Source organism: Pseudogulbenkiania sp. FW507-F1 (genome assembly GCF_058781125.1).
On record NZ_JBYSWM010000015.1, the window covers coordinates 1 to 16,753 of the forward strand.

16 protein-coding genes are annotated in these 16,753 nt (G+C 67.0%); 6 read left to right on the forward strand and 10 right to left on the reverse strand.

The genetic code is table 11. The annotated features are described in order from the left end of the window. Nucleotides 1–259 precede the first annotated feature (259 nt). Together pcaH and pcaG are read left to right on the forward strand one after the other, a co-directional pair. The gene (gene pcaH, locus AC3WG5_RS11235; RefSeq protein ID WP_482581251.1) at nucleotides 260–1,000 is read left to right on the forward strand and encodes a protocatechuate 3,4-dioxygenase subunit beta; all 741 of its coding nucleotides are present in this window, start codon (nucleotides 260–262) and stop codon (nucleotides 998–1,000) included. After that, nucleotides 997–1,626: a protocatechuate 3,4-dioxygenase subunit alpha gene (gene pcaG / locus AC3WG5_RS11240; RefSeq protein ID WP_492568727.1), complete on the forward strand. Its 630-nt coding sequence runs from the start codon at nucleotides 997–999 to the stop codon at nucleotides 1,624–1,626. Before pcaH ends, pcaG begins: the two co-directional genes overlap by 4 nt. A gap of 135 nt (nucleotides 1,627–1,761) precedes the next feature. Here the strand turns inward: pcaG and AC3WG5_RS11245 are convergent, their stop codons facing one another. Both AC3WG5_RS11245 and AC3WG5_RS11250 read right to left on the reverse strand, forming a co-directional pair. After that, nucleotides 1,762–4,287 carry a PEP/pyruvate-binding domain-containing protein gene (locus AC3WG5_RS11245; protein ID WP_492568728.1) on the reverse strand — a complete coding sequence of 842 codons (2,526 nt, stop codon included), beginning with the start codon at nucleotides 4,285–4,287 and terminating at the stop codon, nucleotides 1,762–1,764. Beyond that, complete coding sequence (locus AC3WG5_RS11250) at nucleotides 4,284–4,934, reverse strand: TetR/AcrR family transcriptional regulator (RefSeq protein ID WP_492568729.1); 651 nt, start codon at nucleotides 4,932–4,934, stop codon at nucleotides 4,284–4,286. The genes AC3WG5_RS11245 and AC3WG5_RS11250 overlap by 4 nt, the downstream gene beginning before the upstream one ends. Nucleotides 4,935–5,089: 155 nt before the next feature. On the opposite strand from AC3WG5_RS11250, the gene AC3WG5_RS11255 reads away from it, so the two are divergent. Beyond that, nucleotides 5,090–6,040, forward strand: a complete 951-nt coding sequence (locus AC3WG5_RS11255) for a LysR substrate-binding domain-containing protein (protein WP_492568730.1) — start codon at nucleotides 5,090–5,092, stop codon at nucleotides 6,038–6,040. Between the two features lie 77 nt (nucleotides 6,041–6,117). Here AC3WG5_RS11255 and AC3WG5_RS11260 read toward each other — a convergent pair whose 3' ends face one another. The 8 genes from AC3WG5_RS11260 to AC3WG5_RS11295 form a co-directional block, all read right to left on the reverse strand. Beyond that, complete coding sequence (locus tag AC3WG5_RS11260) at nucleotides 6,118–6,546, reverse strand: universal stress protein (RefSeq protein WP_492568731.1); 429 nt, start codon at nucleotides 6,544–6,546, stop codon at nucleotides 6,118–6,120. 15 nt (nucleotides 6,547–6,561) lie between these two features. Further along, nucleotides 6,562–7,299: a TerC family protein gene (locus AC3WG5_RS11265; RefSeq protein ID WP_008952946.1), complete on the reverse strand. Its 738-nt coding sequence runs from the start codon at nucleotides 7,297–7,299 to the stop codon at nucleotides 6,562–6,564. A gap of 90 nt (nucleotides 7,300–7,389) precedes the next feature. Next, nucleotides 7,390–7,776, reverse strand: coding sequence for a 4-carboxymuconolactone decarboxylase (pcaC, locus tag AC3WG5_RS11270; protein WP_008952947.1), 387 nt, complete (start codon nucleotides 7,774–7,776; stop codon nucleotides 7,390–7,392). Between the two features lie 29 nt (nucleotides 7,777–7,805). After that, a complete protein-coding gene (pcaD, locus tag AC3WG5_RS11275) occupies nucleotides 7,806–8,585 on the reverse strand; it encodes a 3-oxoadipate enol-lactonase (protein ID WP_492568732.1) in 780 nt (259 codons plus the stop codon). 2 nt (nucleotides 8,586–8,587) lie between these two features. Further along, the gene (locus AC3WG5_RS11280) at nucleotides 8,588–9,931 is read right to left on the reverse strand and encodes a 3-carboxy-cis,cis-muconate cycloisomerase (RefSeq protein WP_492568734.1); all 1,344 of its coding nucleotides are present in this window, start codon (nucleotides 9,929–9,931) and stop codon (nucleotides 8,588–8,590) included. Between the two features lie 85 nt (nucleotides 9,932–10,016). Then, complete coding sequence (pcaF, locus tag AC3WG5_RS11285) at nucleotides 10,017–11,219, reverse strand: 3-oxoadipyl-CoA thiolase (RefSeq protein WP_492568736.1); 1,203 nt, start codon at nucleotides 11,217–11,219, stop codon at nucleotides 10,017–10,019. An 8-nt stretch (nucleotides 11,220–11,227) separates the two neighbouring features. Further along, a complete protein-coding gene (locus AC3WG5_RS11290) occupies nucleotides 11,228–11,884 on the reverse strand; it encodes a 3-oxoacid CoA-transferase subunit B (protein WP_008952951.1) in 657 nt (218 codons plus the stop codon). A 12-nt stretch (nucleotides 11,885–11,896) separates the two neighbouring features. After that, on the reverse strand, nucleotides 11,897–12,580 hold the full coding sequence (locus tag AC3WG5_RS11295) for a 3-oxoacid CoA-transferase subunit A (RefSeq protein ID WP_294863631.1): 684 nt from the start codon (nucleotides 12,578–12,580) through the stop codon (nucleotides 11,897–11,899). A gap of 625 nt (nucleotides 12,581–13,205) precedes the next feature. On the opposite strand from AC3WG5_RS11295, the gene AC3WG5_RS11300 reads away from it, so the two are divergent. The 3 genes from AC3WG5_RS11300 (at nucleotide 13,206) to aroQ (ending at nucleotide 16,604) form a co-directional block, all read left to right on the forward strand. Next, the gene (locus tag AC3WG5_RS11300; RefSeq protein ID WP_492568737.1) at nucleotides 13,206–15,143 is read left to right on the forward strand and encodes a bifunctional sugar phosphate isomerase/epimerase/4-hydroxyphenylpyruvate dioxygenase family protein; all 1,938 of its coding nucleotides are present in this window, start codon (nucleotides 13,206–13,208) and stop codon (nucleotides 15,141–15,143) included. 158 nt (nucleotides 15,144–15,301) lie between these two features. Continuing rightward, complete coding sequence (locus tag AC3WG5_RS11305; RefSeq protein ID WP_492568738.1) at nucleotides 15,302–16,135, forward strand: shikimate dehydrogenase family protein; 834 nt, start codon at nucleotides 15,302–15,304, stop codon at nucleotides 16,133–16,135. Nucleotides 16,136–16,148: 13 nt separating this feature from the next. Next, nucleotides 16,149–16,604 (forward strand): type II 3-dehydroquinate dehydratase, encoded by a 456-nt coding sequence (gene aroQ, locus AC3WG5_RS11310; protein ID WP_492568739.1) that lies wholly within the window; start codon nucleotides 16,149–16,151, stop codon nucleotides 16,602–16,604. Nucleotides 16,605–16,753 lie beyond the last annotated feature (149 nt).

Genomic DNA, 16,753 nt, shown 5'->3' on the forward strand with positions numbered 1-16,753 from the left:
AGCCCCGGATGGCATGCCATCCGGCACGCCACTGTCGACAGGCCGGTGATGGCAGCGCATCGCCACCGCGCCTCAAAATCATAATTAAATATTATGGATAATTCACCAATATCTCATTATCCATAACATTGTTTCTTACATAGACTCTCCCTACCGACCTTGCTGCACATCAAGCATTTGCAACACCAGGCAGCCGGGTGAGGCAACACACAGTACCTGGCCCACCACAATCATAGTGGCACCTACCAAGGAGACATGCATGAACCGCTCTAGCGATCAATACGGCGAGTTCTACCAGCGCGACCGCAGCGTGCACCCGCCCGCTTACGCGCCCGACTACAAGACCAGCATTCTGCGTTCGCCCAAGAACGCCCTGATTTCGCTGCAGAACTCGCTGTCGGAAATCACCGGCCCGGTGTTCCGCCAGGACGAACTGGGTCCGCTCGACAACGACCTGATCCTGAACTACGCCAAGGACGGCCTGCCGATCGGCGAGCGCATCATCGTGCATGGCTTCGTGCGCGACGAGAACGGCCGCCCGGTGAAGAACTCCCTGGTGGAAGTGTGGCAAGCCAACGCCGGCGGCCGCTACCGCCACAAGAAGGACCAGTATCTGGCGCCGATCGACCCCAACTTCGGCGGCTGCGGGCGCGTGCTGACCGACGACAACGGCTACTATTTCTTCCGCACCATCAAGCCCGGTCCGTACCCGTGGCGCAACCGCGTCAACGACTGGCGTCCGGCGCATATCCACTTCTCGCTGTCGGGCGACGGCTTCGCCCAGCGCCTGATCACCCAGATGTACTTCGAGGGCGACCCGCTGATCGCCACCTGCCCGATCGTGCGTTCCATCAACGACGAAGAAGCCGTGCGCACCCTGATCGCCCCGCTCGACCGCCATGCCTTCGTGCAGCTCGACAGCATGGCGTACCGTTTCGATATCGTGCTGCGCGGCCGTCGTGCCACGTTGTTTGAAAACCGCATCCAGGGGGCGAAATGATGGTCAACCAGCTCAACTACCTGAAAGAAACCGCCTCCCAGACCGCCGGCCCGTACGTGCACATCGGCCTGGCGCCACACGCCGCCGGTTTCGACATCTTCGAGAACAACTTCTCCAACGTGCTGACGACCCCCGCCACCCGCGGCGAGCGCATCCGCATCGAGGGCCGCGTGATCGACGGTTCCGGCACGCCGCTGCGCGACGTGCTGCTGGAAATCTGGCAGGCCAACGCCGACGGCCGCTACAACCACCCGGCCGATACCCAGGACAAGCCGCTCGACGACAGCTTCCGCGGCTGGGGCCGCGCCTGCTCCGACTTCGAAAGCGGCCTCTATACCTTCGAGACCATCAAGCCGGGCCCCGTCGAGGGCCGCCACGGCCGCACCATGGCCCCACACATCAACCTGTGGATCGTGGCGCGCGGCATCAACATCGGCCTGAATACCCGCCTCTACTTCTCGGATGAAGCCGAAGCCAACGCCAAGGACCCGGTGCTCAACCTGATCGAATGGGAAGTGCGGCGCAAGACGCTGATCGCCCAGCGCGAAGAGCGCGACGGTGAAGTGGTGTACCGCTTCGACGTGCGCATCCAGGGCGACAACGAAACGGTGTTCTTCGACGTCTGATCCTCCTCACTCGCGTTTCTCCCTCGAGTTATTCAGGGGCCGCCCAGCGGCCCCTTCTTTTTTTCCAAGGCCAGGTTGGCCGAACGCATCACACGGCCCCGCCCGAAACGCTGGGCGCGACGAGCCCGCCCCCGGCTACGTCGCCTGGCCGGCTGACCTTTCCGTCCCATTCCGGCCCAGGTGGCGTACCTCACCGCTCAGTCCGTCGACTTCGATCTCGTCGCCATCCTGCAGGGCATCGAGGATGCCGGGCAGGTTGACCACCGCCGGCAGGGCGAATTCGCGGGCGACGATGGCGCCGTGCGAGAGATAGCCGCCGGTTTCGACCACCAGCCCGCCCGCCCTCAGGAAGAGCGGCGTCCAGCCGGGATCGGTCGATGGCGCGACCAGAATCTCGCCGGCCTGCAGGCGCCCGCCGTCGGAGGGATGGCGCAAAATGCGTACCCTGCCCTGCACCCGCCCCGTGCCGGTGGCGACGCCACGCCAGCGATGGCGGCCGTTGGCGGCGCCGGATGGCAAAGCCTTGGCTGGCAGCGTCGTCCCGGCCGCTTCGACCAACAGGAACTCCGGCGCCTCTTCCGCCTGCCACTGGCGGAACTGCGCCTGCCGCGCCGCGATGCGCGCCTGCAGCCCGGCGGCGGGGGTCTGCCCGCTCATGGCGGCGCGCTCGGCTTCGGAAGGCAGCAGCCAGAAGACATCCTCCGCCGCCCGCAGCCAGCCCTGCGACTGCATCCAGGCGGCGGCGCCCAACCAGGCGTGCCGCACCGCGTCGAGATTGGCGATCAAGGCGCTGCGCGCCGCCTCGCGCTGGTTGGATTCGCGATTGGCGGCCTTGACCAGGCCCTTGATGAACAGCGTTTTCCACAACGGCGCATGTTGGCGCAGGCGTTGCCAGGCCGCGTCGGCGGCAGCCTGCTGGCGCGCCACTATCGCTTTCTCGTCGACCTGCGCCAGCGCCGGGAGTTGTTCGAGAATCGTCTCGGGCTGTTCGCGCCAGCGCGGCGAGCCGATATAGGTCTCGTAATGGCCCCGATGACCGTACTCGTCGAGAAAGGCGGCGAAAGCGCGGGCAAACTCGGGGTGGTCCTGCGGGCTGTGGCCACAGCGGGCCGCCAGGCGCGCCAGCGCCAGCAACGCGTAGCCCTGCTGCGCCGTGACACTGGCGTCACCTCCCGCCAGCAGGGCGGCGCCGAGCGCCGCTCCTTCGCCAGGGAAGGTTTTTTCCAGTGTCTCGACCAAGAGGGACAGACTGCCGCCCCCCGACCCTTGCAGGAACAGCAGATCGACTTCCTCCCGCGCCGGCCGGCACAGCTGGTACAGCCGTTCACGCCAGCCCGCGGCATCGCAAGGTGACGTCTGCCCCAGCGCCTGGCGGGCGCTTGCCCGTACCCGGGCGATGGCCGCGTCGCCGCTCCGGCGCTTGGCCGGTGCCCCCAGGGCATAGCGCAGGATGCGCCCCAGGCGCCGCAGCCGGGTGCCGAACGTAGGTGGTGTGATGACAACCACCGGCTGATGGCCGCCCAGTAACGCATTGAAATGCTCGGGGGTCAGTCCAATGGCGTCCCAGCCTTCCCACTGCAGGATGGCCGCTTCAAGGTAGAGCCGGCCGTGAAACAGCCCGGCGCGCTGGACCCCCGGCAACAGCGGGTAGCCGGCGAGCTTCCAGCCTTGTTCGAGCAGATCGTTGACGCCGCGCCGGGAGAAGTTCCAGTCCATGGGCTGCAGCGGCTCGGGCATGATTTCGCAGGTATTGCCGCGCGTCCAGATCGCCGGCTGACCTTGCAGCGCGGCGTAGGTATGACGAGGGCGCCGCGTCACCGGCCGTGCCTGGGCCAGCCAGAAGCGTGTGCCGTCCCAGACCCATTCAAGATCGTAGAAAGGCGCGACGAAATCGAGCGCAACGGCGGCGTCTCGCAACAAGGCGGCCAGCGCTTCGGCTTGCGCGGTATCGAAGACGGAAGCCGAGGCCTTGCTCGCGGGGACCGCTACGCGCACCGTGCCCCCGCCCGCAGCGCTCACGCTCATCGTCGCCTTGCTGCCTTGGCGGCGCTCGATCAGGCGCCAGATGTCGCTCGTATCCTCGGCGAAAACGTACTCGTCGCCCGCTGCCTCGCCGCCCACCAGCGACTCGCCCAGCCCCCAGTTGGCATGCACGATCAGGCGATCCTCGCGGCCGCTGACGGGGTCGCAGGTGAACGCGATGCCGGATGCCTCGGCGGCGAGCAGCGGCATCACGATCACCGCCATCGTTGCCGGCTGCCGTTGGCCGATACCCTGGCGATAGGCGCTTGCCGTCTCGCTGTCGAGCGAGCTCCAGACCTCGGCGATGGCCGCCAGCAACGCAGGCAGGCCACGCACATTGAGGCATGAGCGATAGATACCGGCGAACGAGGCCAGCGCCGAATCCTCGCCCACCGCCGACGAGCGCACGGCGAGCGGGCGGTCGAGCCAGCCCCGTTCGGCCAACGTTGAGGCCAGCTGCGACGCCAGTTCCTCCGGAAACGCGCCGTGCCGGGCCTCGCTCCAGCACGCCGGAACCGCGACGAAATCCGGTACCGGCAGGCCGAAATGGCGCAACTGCGCGAGTTGCCAGGCCTTGCCGCCGACGGCGGTGGCGCCCAGCGCGAGGCTCTCTGCTTCATTGATGATGGCCGCCGTCATGCCCGCACCTCCAGGCCGCCGAAGAAGACATCGAGCATGCTCTCGAACTCGTCGGGCAGCGAGGGCGCCGCCTCGGTCAGCCAGCGCAGCAGTGCGGCGAGATAGAGGAATTCGAGGTACACCGCCAGCACCGAGGCGCTGACGTCCTGGCGGAAACAGCCGGCCGCCTGGCCGTCGGCGATCAGGGCCGCGAAGATGCGCTCCAGACCGCTGCGCTGGCGCTCATCGTTCGGATGGCGCGGCTCGGCCAGACGGTATTGCACGTAGGGCAGCAGGTAGCGGCGGTGTGGTTCCGACCACTCGGCGCTCAGCGCGAAGAACCGGCGCAGGCGCGCCGCGCCGGGCGCTTCGGCCTGGATCACCGGCGCCAGGCCGGCCTGGCCTTCGCGCAATTCACGGTGGAAGCGATGGCGAAGCAGCGCCTCCTTGACCGGGAAGTGCTTGTACAAGGTGCCCTTGGCGACGTCGGCGGCCTCGGCGATGCGCTCCATGGTCACCGCTTCGTAGCCTTCTGCCTCGAACAAGGCCCAGGCGGTGTCGGCGAGATGGTCGAGTTGTTGCTGGCGCTTGCGTTCGCGCCGGCCGGTTTGTGCCGCCGACGGTTCGTCTGGCGTCGGGACGTCGGCGTTGGACAGGTTGCCGGGCATGGCGACACCCTCAAGACAATATAGACGACATCTATTTTTATACGACGTTCAGTTTTTATCAAGACCACCCAGCCATGCCACCCGCTACCCCTCGAAAACCGGCATCGGAATTCATGAAAATTGCCATGGCACGGCTTCTTTCATAACATCGGGCTATGGAAAAGGATCGTTTCACCAGCCGCATCCGGCTGCGCCACCTGCACTGCTTCGTCGCCGTGGCCCAGGAGCAGAACCTGGGACGTGCCGCGGCACGCCTGATGTTGAGCCAGCCGGCGGTCTCGAAGACCCTGGCCGAGCTGGAGGAGATCGCCGGCGCGCGGCTGTTCGAGCGCGGGCGGCTGGGCGCCACGCTGACGCAAGACGGCGAGGCGTTTCTGGTGCACGCGGTCGCGGTGCTCGACACCCTGGGCGCGGCGGGGCGCGCCGTGAGCAAGCATGACGCCCCGTCGCCGACCCTGCTGCGTGTCGGCGCCCTGCCGACCGTGGCGATCGACCTGCTGCCGCTGGCGCTGGGCGAGTTTCGCGCCCAACGCCCGCACACCTCGGTACAGGTGCAGACCGCGGCCAACGCCCCGCTGCTGGCCAGCCTCAAGGCAGGCGAATACGATCTGGCGATCGGCCGCATGGCCGATCCGGAAATGATGGTCGGATTGAGCTTCGAACTGCTCTACGTCGAACCAATGATCATGGTGACCCGGCCCGGCCACCCGCTACAGTCCGATCATCCACCGTCGCTGGAGACGGTGCTCGATTACCCGCTGATCGTCTCGCCCAAGGGCACGATTCCGCGCCACAACACCGAAAGTTTCCTGCAATCGCGCGGCCTGCGCCTGCCCGAGAGCCTGGTGGAGACCTTGTCGGTATCGCTGGCGCGGCTGCTGGCGTTGCGCTTCGATTACGTGTGGTTCATTTCGGCGGGGGCGGTGCGCGACGATCTGGAGCGGGGCCTGCTCGCGCGCCTGCCCCTGGCCACCGGCGGCACCGAGGAGCCGGTGGGGCTGCTGACGCGCAGCGAGGGCCGGCTGTCGATGCCGACCCAGGAATTGATCGCCACCATCCGCGATTCGGCGGCGCGGCAACGCGAGCGCCTGAAGGGCCAGGAATAAGCCCCCGCCGGATGCCTCAACGGCTCCCGACGGGGGCTTTGTCAGTATCGAGATGACAGGCTGCCGGCGGCGCTCGCCTACTTCGCCACGGTCACCGGGACGTCGGCCAGCCGGATGACTTCCGACGTCACCGAGCCCAGCAGCAGATGGCCGATCCCGCTGTGACCGTGCGAACCCATGACGATGGTGTCGATGCCGCGTTCGCGCGCGAACTGGGAGATGGTTTGCGCGCTATGCCCCACCGCGACGTGCACCGTGCAAGGGACGCCGGCCTGTTCCAGCCGCTCGCGCCCGGCCTTGAGCGCCGCCTGGCCTTGTTCGCGGTAATACTCCTGCAGATCCTCGTGGCTGATGAACATGCGCACGTGGCCGGATTCGAGCGGTATCTGCACGTTGAGCAGATGGACGTCCAGATCGCCCGCGGCGGCATGCAGCCGAAGGAGGTAGTCGATGGCGCGCAGCGACGGCTCGGAGCCGTCCAGTGCCACCAGAATTCGCATCGTCATGACAGATTCCCCCGATTAGTCTTTGCCGCTGCGCGGTGTCTCGCCGCTCAGCGCAATCTCGTTAAGCGGTGCGGCGGCAGCGCGTTTTGCCAGCTGCGTGCCGACAGCCACCACCAGCACCGCACCCACCGAGCCCGAGAGGTAGTGCAACCAGTGCGGTGCGTCCGCCAGGTACGGCTTGACCATCACGTCGCCCAGCACCATGTCGCCGGCGATCCAGCCCAACAGCGCCGCGCCCAGCGTGATCACCACCGGGAAGCGGTCCATCAGCTTGAGCACGAACTGGCTGCCCCAGACGATGATGGGAATGCTGATGGCGATACCGAACGCCACCAGACCCAGCTCGCCCTTGGCGGCGCCGGCCACGGCGATGACATTGTCCAGGCTCATCACGGCGTCGGCCACGATGATGGTCTTGATGGCGCCCAAGAGATGGGTGCTGCCTTGGACGTTGGCGTGGCCGTCGTCGTCTTCCGGCTGCAGCAGCTTGACGCCGATCCACAGCAACAGCAGCGCGCCCCCCACCTTCAGCAAGGGTAGCGCCAAGAGCTGCAGCGCGAAGAAGATCAGCACGATGCGCAGGGCGACAGCGCCGGCCACGCCCCACAGGATGCCTTTGCGGCGCTGCGCTTCGGGTAGTTTGCGGCAGGCCAGCGCGATCACCACGGCGTTGTCGCCGCCCAGCAGGATATCGATGGCGACGATCTGCGCCACCGAGAGCCAGAAGCTGGCCTCGAACAAGAATTCCGGCATGACGTCTCCTCTGACGGTGTTTGGAGCGGAAAGACAATGAAGCCGGGCACAAGGCCCGGCTTCTCCCATGACGCGATGATACCGGAGCGGTTAGCCCTGTGCCTCCATCTCGGCGAACACCGCTTCGGCCAGATGGAAGGCGGCGTTGGCGGCGGGCAGGCCGCAATAGATGCCGGACTGCATCAGGACTTCCTTCAGCTCGTCGCGCGTCACGCCGTTATTAAACGCGGCCTTCAGGTGCATGCGCAACTCGTCTTCGCGGTTGAGCGCGATCAGCATGGCGATGGTGATCAGGCTGCGGCTGTGGCGCGGCAGGCCGGGGCGGGTCCAGATGTCGCCCCAGGCGTAGCGCGTGATGAACTCCTGGAATTCGGTGTTGAAGTCGTTGCGCTTGGTCAGGGTGCGGTCGACGTGGGCGTCGCCCAGCACGGCGCGGCGCACCGTCATTCCGTTTTCGTAGCGGTCTTTTTCGTCCATTCTTTGTGATCCTTGCTTGTTAAAGCCACTCAGGCGAGCAGGAAGTCCACAACGGCGCGGTTGAATTCGGCGGCGGCTTCGACGTTGGAGAGGTGGGAGGCGTCCAGTTCCACCAGCTTCGCCCCGGCAATATGCTCAACCAGGTAGCGCGCATCCTCGGTGGTGGTCACCGGGTCGTGCCGGCCGCTGATCACCAGCGTCGGTGCACTGATGCTGGCGATGTCCTGGCGCAGATCGGCCTTCTCCAGCGCGTCGCAGCAGGCGGCGTAGCCGGCCTGCGGGCTGGTGCGTAATTGCTGCAGCAGCATGTCGACCAGCTCCGGCTGGTGCTGGATGAAATGCGGAGTGAACCAGCGGCTGGCGGCGCCATCGGCCACTTCGGGCATGCCCTCATCGCGCACCAGGCGGGCGCGCTCCTGCCAGCCCTCGGCGGTGCCGACCCGGGCGGCAGTGTTGCTCACCACCAGCTTGTTGAGACGCTCGGGGGCGTTGACGCCCAGCCACAGGCCGGTGAGGCCACCCATCGAAATGCCGCAGAAGTGCGCGCGCTCGATCTCGAGCGTATCCAAGAGGCCCAGCACGTCGCGGCCGAGCCTGTCGATCGTGTACGGGCCGGGCACCGGCGTCGATTTGCCATGGCCACGCGTGTCGTAGCGGAGCAGTTGGAATTTCCAGCGCAGCGCGTCCAGCTGAGGCGCCCACATGTCCATGGTGGTGCCGAGCGAGTTGGACAGCACCAGCACCGGCGCACCGGCCGGGCCGTCCAGATCGTAGTGGATGGTGCAGGTATCGAGTTTGATGGTAGACATGATCAGTTTCCTGCCAGGGCGGCGGCCAGCACGCGCTCGATCAGCGCGTCGGCAACGCCGGTATAGTTGACGGGGTCCAACAGGCGGTTCAATTCTTCATAGGACAAATGCGCGGTGACGCGGGGTTCCTGTTGCAACACGTCCTTCAGGTGACGGCCTTCGCTGAGGGCCTGGCGGCACTTCTGCTCCACCAACTTGTGCGCTTCGAGCCGGCCGAGCGGCTCGCCCAGCGCCATCGTCACCGCCTCGGCCATGATCAGGCCGCCAGTCTTGTCGAGATTGGCGCGCATGGTGTCGGCGTGGACTTCCAGCCCTTCGACCAGTTCGGCGCTCACCGCCAGGGCGCCGGCCGACAGCCCGATCAGTTCGGGCAGCGCTTCCCATTCGGCGTGCCAGCCGCCGAGGCCGCGCTCGTGCTCCTGCACCATCGCCGCGAACACGGCGCCGACCAGCGCCGGCACGCGCACTGCGGCGGACAGCACGATGGCCGAGCTCACCGGGTTGCGCTTGTGCGGCATCGTCGACGAACCGCCGCGGCCGGCTCCGGCCGGCTCGAACGCTTCGGCCACGTCGGTCTGCATCAAGAGCGACACGTCGCGCGCCAGCTTGCCCAGCACGCCGGTCAGCAAGCCGAACCACGCGGCCACTTCGGCGATGCGGTCGCGCTGGCCATGCCACGGCGTCGCGGGCAGCGTCAGCTCCAGTTCTTCGGCCAACCTTTGCGCCACCGTGAGGCCCGCATCGCCCAGCGACGCCAGCGTGCCGGCGGCACCGCCGAACTGCACGGCCAGCACGCGCGGCTTGAGCTCGGCCAGGCGCTCGCGCTGGCGCAGCAGCGCGTCGAGGGTGCCGGCGAGCTTGAGGCCGAAGGTGGTGGGCAGCGCGTGCTGCATCCAGGTGCGCCCCACCATCACGGTGTGGCGGTGCTCGGCCACGCGCCGCGCCAGCGCCGCGATCAGCCGCTCCAGGTCGGCCTCGACCGCGACCAGCGCCTGCTTCAGCTGCAGCACGAAGCCGCTGTCGATGGCGTCCTGGCTGGTGGCGCCCCAGTGCACGAAGCGCGCCGCGGCCGCGTCATCGGCCTTCACCCGCGCCGTCAGGTGCTTGACCAGGGGAATCGCCAGATTGCCGGCGCGCGCGGCGTCGGCGGCGATGCCGTCCAGGTCCAGCCGCTCGGCGCGGCAAGCCGCTTCGATCGCCGGCACCGCGGCCGGCGGAATCACGCCGACCGCCGCTTCGGCACGCGCCAGCGCCGCCTCGAAGTCGAGCATGCCCTGCACCGTGGCGGCGTCGCTGAAGGCGGCCTGGCATGCGCTACCCCGGAACAAGGGGTCCAGGAGTTTCATTCTTGGCTTTCCTTGAAAAAGCCGACAGGCCCGACCGGTTTGGGCGAGCCTGTCGGCGTCGTTTCAACGGGTTCTCACCCGAGCATCATACGCGTTCGATGATCAGCGCGATGCCCTGCCCCACGCCGATGCACATGGTGCACAGCGCGTAACGGCCGCCGGTACGGGCCAGCTGGTAGGCCGCCGTGGTCACCAGGCGCGCGCCGGAGGCGCCGAGCGGGTGGCCGATGGCGATGGCGCCGCCGTTCGGGTTGACGCGGGCGTCGTCGTCGGAGAGGCCGTGGTCGCGGGTCACCGCCAGTGCCTGGGCGGCGAACGCCTCGTTCAGCTCGATCAGGTCGATCTGGTCCAGCGTCAGGCCGGCCTTGGCCAGCACCTTGCGGATGGCCGGGGCCGGGCCGAAGCCCATGATGCGCGGCGCCACGCCGGCGGTGGCCATGGCCACGATGCGGGCGCGCGGAGTCAGGCCGTAGCGGCCGGCAGCGGCTTCGTTGGCCAGCAGCAGCGCGCAGGCGCCGTCGTTGACACCGGAGGCGTTGCCGGCGGTCACGGAACCGTCCGGACGCACCACACCCTTCAGCTTAGCCAACGCTTCCGGCGTGGTGGCACGCGGATGCTCGTCCTTGGCGAACACGATCGGTTCACCCTTCTTCTGGGCGATGGTGACCGGGATCAGCTCGTCGGCAAAGCGGCCGGCCTCGTGCGCGGCGGCATAGCGCTGCTGGCTGCGCAGCGCGAAGGCGTCCTGGTCGGCGCGGCTGACGGCGAAATCGGTAGCCACGTTCTCGGCGGTTTCCGGCATCGAATCGACGCCGTACTGCGCCTTCATCAGCGGGTTGACGAAGCGCCAGCCGATGGTGGTGTCCTCGATCTTCATATTGCGCGAGAACGCGGTGTCGGCCTTGCCCATCACGTACGGGGCGCGACTCATGCTCTCGACGCCGCCGGCGATCATCAGGCTGGTTTCGCCGCTCTTGATGGCGCGCGCGGCGATGCCGATGGCGTCCAGGCTGGAGCCGCACAGACGGTTGACGGTGCTGCCCGGCACGTCTTGCGGCAGGCCGGCCAGCAGCGACGACATGCGCGCCACGTTGCGGTTGTCTTCGCCGGCCTGGTTGGCGCAGCCGTAGATCACGTCGTCGATGGCGCCCCAGTCGACGTTGGGGTTGCGCTCGATCAGGGCCTTGATCGGCAAGGCGCCGAGGTCGTCGGCGCGCACCGAGGACAGGGTGCCGCCGTAGCGGCCGAACGGGGTGCGGATGGCGTCGCAGATGTAGGCGTTTTCCATGGTGGTCCTTATGCGGCGGCGGCCAGCGAAGCCATCTTGAGGGGAACCGGGACGATGCGCTGCAGCTCGTCGAAGCTGTTGCCTTCGACCAGTTCACGCACTACCAGGCCGTCCGGGGTGACGTCGATGACGGCCACGTCGGTGTAGATGCGGTCGACGCAGCCCACGCCGGTCAGCGGATAGCTGCACGCCTCGACCAGCTTGCTCTCGCCGGTTTTGGTGAGCAGATCCATCATCACGAACACCTGCTTGGCGCCGACCGCCAGGTCCATTGCGCCGCCGACCGCCGGGATCGCGCCCGGTGCCCCGGTGTGCCAGTTGGCCAAGTCGCCGCTGGCCGACACCTGGAAGGCGCCGAGCACACAGATGTCGAGGTGGCCGCCGCGCATCATCGCGAACGAGTCGCCGTGGTGGAAGAAGCTGCCGCCTTCGAGCAGCGTCACCGGCTCCTTGCCGGCATTGATCAGTTCCGGGTCCTCTTCGCCCGGTTCGGGCGCTTCGCCCATGCCGAGCAAGCCGTTTTCGCTGTGCAGGAAGATTTCGCGCTCTTTCGGCAGGTAGTTGGCCACCTTGGTCGGCAGACCGATGCCGAGGTTGACGTAGGAGCCTTCGGGGATGTCGCGGGCGACACGTTCGGCCATCTGGTCGCGGGTGAGTTTGTTCATGTCGCTACTCCTTTACGCCGCTTGCGCCACGGCGTTGCCGATGGCGACGACGCGCTGCACGAAAATGCCCGGGGTCACGATGACTTCGGGGTCCAGGGCGCCCAAGGGCACGATTTCGGACACCTGCGCGATGGTGACGCCTGCCGCTGTCGCCATGATCGGGCCGAAGTTGCGCGCCGCCTTGCGGTAGATCAGGTTGCCCCAGCGGTCGCCCTTCAGCGCCTTGATCAGCGCGAAGTCGGCCTTGATCGGGTATTCCAGCACGTAGTGCTTGCCGTCGATCTCGCGCGTTTCCTTGCCTTCGGCCAACAGCGTGCCGTAGCCGGTCGGGGTGAAGATGGCGCCAAGACCGGCGCCGGCGGCCTGGATGCGCGCGGCGAGGTTGCCCTGCGGCACCAGTTCCAGCTCGATCTCGCCGGCGCGGTAGAGCGCGTCGAACACGTGCGAATCGGCCTGGCGCGGGAACGAGCAGATGATCTTCTTGACGCGGCGAGCCTGCAACAGCGCGGCCAGCCCGATGTCACCGTTGCCGGCGTTGTTGTTGACGATGGTGAGGTCTTTCGCGCCCTGCGCGATCAGCGCGTCGATCAGCTCGGCCGGCTGCCCCGCCGTGCCGAAGCCGCCGATCATCACGGTGGCACCGTCGAAGATGCCGGCCACCGCCTCCTCAAGGGAGGCAACGGTCTTGTCGATCATGGTCTCGCTCCCGTCCCACCCTTCTATAGAGGGCGGGATCCTTTGCTCGGGTTGATGAACATGCCCGGCCAGACGGCGCCAATCACGAAACGGGCGCTGACCGAACATTGCGTCTATTAATGAACACAATTTAGGGTTCGCCATCCGCAGCGTCAAGGGCGATTATCGAAGTATGGTGCGACTATCGCACAAGCTTTTCTGGCCATCGCTCGCCCCGAATGGCGCCAAAGGCAATGCGCCTGGGCCTTGTGGCGCTCGCCCCTCCCCGCCTCAAGGTGAAAACGACATGCTCGCGGACCACGCACAAAGCTATAGCAATTGTCCGAATACAGAACATATAATCGACTATCGAACAAAACTCCACCTCGGCGAAGGCGGAGACTATCCTGAGAATCTGTTCACGATCTGTCGCGAGCAGCCCTCAGCGGGGTGACGCGCAGCGCAGGGACCGGAATGGACATGGAGTCCATGAGGATTTCCGATCGCTGAGCCAATCACTACGTGCCAATCTTCGATTGGCTCAGTGATAGATTGGCACGCAGAGCACATGAGCCCCGATCGGGGATGCGCAGCAAGATCGGGAATTGGCTCTGAGAAATACGCTCATTTCTTGTGAGGACCGACCATGCAGCATTCCATTGCCACGGTGTCGCTGAGCGGCACGCTGCCGGAGAAGCTCGAGGCGATCGCCGCCGCCGGGTTCGACGGCGTGGAGATTTTCGAGAACGACCTGCTGTACTTCGAGGGCTCGCCGCGTGACGCCAAGCGCCTCTGCGACGACCTCGGGCTCAAGATCATGCTGTTCCAGCCGTTCCGCGACTTCGAAGGTGGCCGGCGCGACAAGCTGCAGCACAACCTCGACCGCGCCGAGCGCAAGTTCGACCTGATGCAGGAACTCGGCACCGACCGCATCCTGGTGTGCAGCAGCGTGCAGCCCGACGTGATCCGTGACGACGCCGTGATCGCCGACGACCTGCACCAGTTGGCCGAACGCGCCGCCAAGCGCGGCATCCTGGTCGGCTACGAGGCGCTGGCCTGGGGGCGTTACGTCAACTCCTACCGCCACGTGTGGGACATCGTGAAGGCGGTCGACCACCCCAACCTCGGCATCATCCTCGACAGCTTCCACACCCTGTCGATCCAGGACGACCTGTCGCGGCTGGCGGAGATTCCCGGCGACAAGATCGTGTTCCTGCAGATGGCCGACGCCCCGGTGCTGGCGATGGACGTCATGGAATGGAGCCGCCACTTCCGCTGCTTCCCCGGCCAGGGCGAATTCGACCTGCCGGCCTTCCTCGCCCCGATCCTGCAAACCGGCTACTCCGGCCCGCTGTCGCTGGAAATCTTCAACGACGGTTTCCGCGCCGCGCCGACCCGCATCACCGCGGCCGACGGCCTGCGCTCGCTGCTGTACCTGGAAGAAACCACGCGCCAGGCACTGCAGACGTCTTCGGCCAACCTCGAGAGCGCGAAAAGCGCCGAGGCGCTGTTCGCCCCGCCCGCGCCGTCCCGCTTCGACGGCGTGGAGTTCCTCGAATTCGCCGTCGACGACGACGCCGCGCGCCGCCTCGCCAAGTGGCTCCAGAAGCTCGGCTTCGCCCATGCCGCGCGCCACAAATCGAAGAACGTCGACCTCTACCGCCACGGCAGCGTCAACCTGATTCTCAACGCCGAGCCGGACTCGTTCGCCCACGCCTTCTTCGTCGCCCACGGCCCCTCGCTGTGCGCGGCGGCGTTCCGCGTCGACGACAGCCGCGCTGCGCTGGAGCGCGCCAAGCTGTACCGCGCCCGCCCGTTCGAAAGCCGCGTCGGCCCCAACGAGCGCCAGATTCCGGCGGTGCGCGCCCCGGACGGCAGCCTGCAATACCTGGTGGACAAGGGACTGGACGGCCGCTCGATCTACGACAGCGACTTCGATCCGCTGCCGGGCGGCGTTGCCGCCGCGGCACGTACCACGCTGTCGGCCATCGATCACTTCGCGCTCGGCCTGCCGGCCGAAACGCTGGATACCTGGTCGCTGTATTTCCGCGCCGTGTACGGCTTCGAAGCCGAGCACGAGTGGGTGCTGCCCGATCCGTACGGCCTGGTGAAGAGCCGCGTGCTGCGCAGCGCCGACCGCACCATCCGCATCCCCCTCAACATCTCGGAAAACCGCAACACCGCCATCGCCCGCTCGGTGTCGACCTACCGCGGCTCCGGCCTGCAGCACGTCGCCTTCGCCGCCGACGACATCTTCGCGGCGGTGGCGGCAGCGCGCGAAGCCGGCTTGCCGCTCCTGGAGATTCCGCGCAACTACTACGACGATCTGGCCGCGCGCTTCGACCTGGAGCCGGAGTTCATCGCCCGGATCGCCACCGCCAACGTGCTGTACGACCGCGACCCGGAGGGCGGCGAGCTCTTGCACGTCTACACCGAACCGTTCGAGGAACGCTTCTTCTTCGAGATCATCGAACGGCGCGGCGGCTACCAGCAGTACGGCGCGGCCAACGTCGCGGTGCGACTGGCGGCGCTGGCGCAGACCCGCGCGCGCGCCGGCCAACGCGGCGCGAGCTGGGCCGACTGAGCCCGCTCCAGCCCTGCCAGAGCAGAAAACCGGAGGGCGCGGGCCCGCATCAGCCGCCCCTCCGGCCCCAAGGAAAGCAGCATCGCCCCCTCACCGGGGGGCGCCATGACCAAACACCAGCGTGTTCATGAATAATCAAACAATGGAGGAATGACTCGATGATTAGCGGCAAAACCACCCTGATCGCCCACCTCGGCTACCCGACCGAAGCCTTCAAGGCGCCGATGATTTACAACCCGTGGTTCGAGAAACAAGGCATCGACGCCGTGGTGGTGCCGATGGGCGTCAAGCCGGACGACTACGCGGTCTTTCTCAAATCGCTGTTCCGGCTGAGCAATATCCGCGGCGCGCTGGTGACCATGCCGCACAAGATCACCACGCTCGATCTGGTCGACGACGCCACCCCGACCGCCAGGATCGCCGGCGCCTGCAACGCCATCCTGCTGCGCCCGGACGGCACCCTGCTGGGCGACCAGTTCGACGGCGCCGGCTTCGTGCGCGGCGTCGAGCGCAAGGGCCGCCGCCTCACCGGCACCCGTGTGCTCGTGTCCGGCTGTGGCGGCGTCGGCTCGGCCATCGCCGCGTCGCTGGCGGCCGCCGGCGTGGCGGAACTCGGTCTCTTCGACACCCGCGACGCCTCCGCCCAGGCCCTGGCGGGGCGCCTCGCCGAACACTACCCGCAGCTCGTCATCCGCACCGGCTCCAACGACCCAGCGGGTTACGACGTCGTCGTCAACGCCACCCCGGTGGGCATGAACGACGACGATCCGCTGCCGTTCGACGTCGCGCGCATCGCCCCGAGCACCTTCGTCGGCGAGGTGGTGATGAAGTCGGAATACACCCCGCTGCTGCGCGCCGCGCTGGAAAAGGGTTGCCAAGTGCAGGTCGGCACCGACATGCTGTTCGAGATGATTCCCGCCTACCTGGAGTTCTTCGGCTTCGGCACCGCCACCCCGGACGAACTGCGCGCGGTATCGCAGATCAAGTATTGAACGAGGACGAACGATGAAAAAAATTCTGGTACTGAACGGCCCCAACCTGAACCTGCTGGGGACGCGCGAGCCGGCCCAGTACGGCCACACCACGCTGGCCGACGTCGAGGCGATGTGCAAGGAAACCGGCGAGCGCCTGGGCTACGAGGTGGAATGCTTCCAGAGCAACTGGGAAGGCGCCCTGCTCGACAAGATCCACGAAGCCGGCCAGGCGTTTCGTGACGGCACCCTGCTCGGCGTCGTCATCAACCCCGGCGCGCTGACGCACACCTCGATCGCGCTGCACGACGCCATCAAGGGCGTGGGCGACCTGCCGGTGATCGAAATCCACATCTCCAACGTGCACGCCCGCGAGTCCTTCCGCCACCACTCCTACGTCTCGCCGGCCGCCGCCGGCATCGTGGTCGGCTTCGGCGTCACCGGCTACACCTTGGCGATGGAAGGGCTGGTGCGCAAACTCCAGGGCTGAGAGCCACTGACAACCCCCTCCTGGCGTTGTTGCGCGGCCTAGCCAAGACCGTTGCACAGGGGTTGTTCGCGGCACCAAGCCGGCGGCCCGGCGCCAGTCACCACGACAAGCCATGACAGCGATGATGCATTGTCATGGCTTTCGTACCT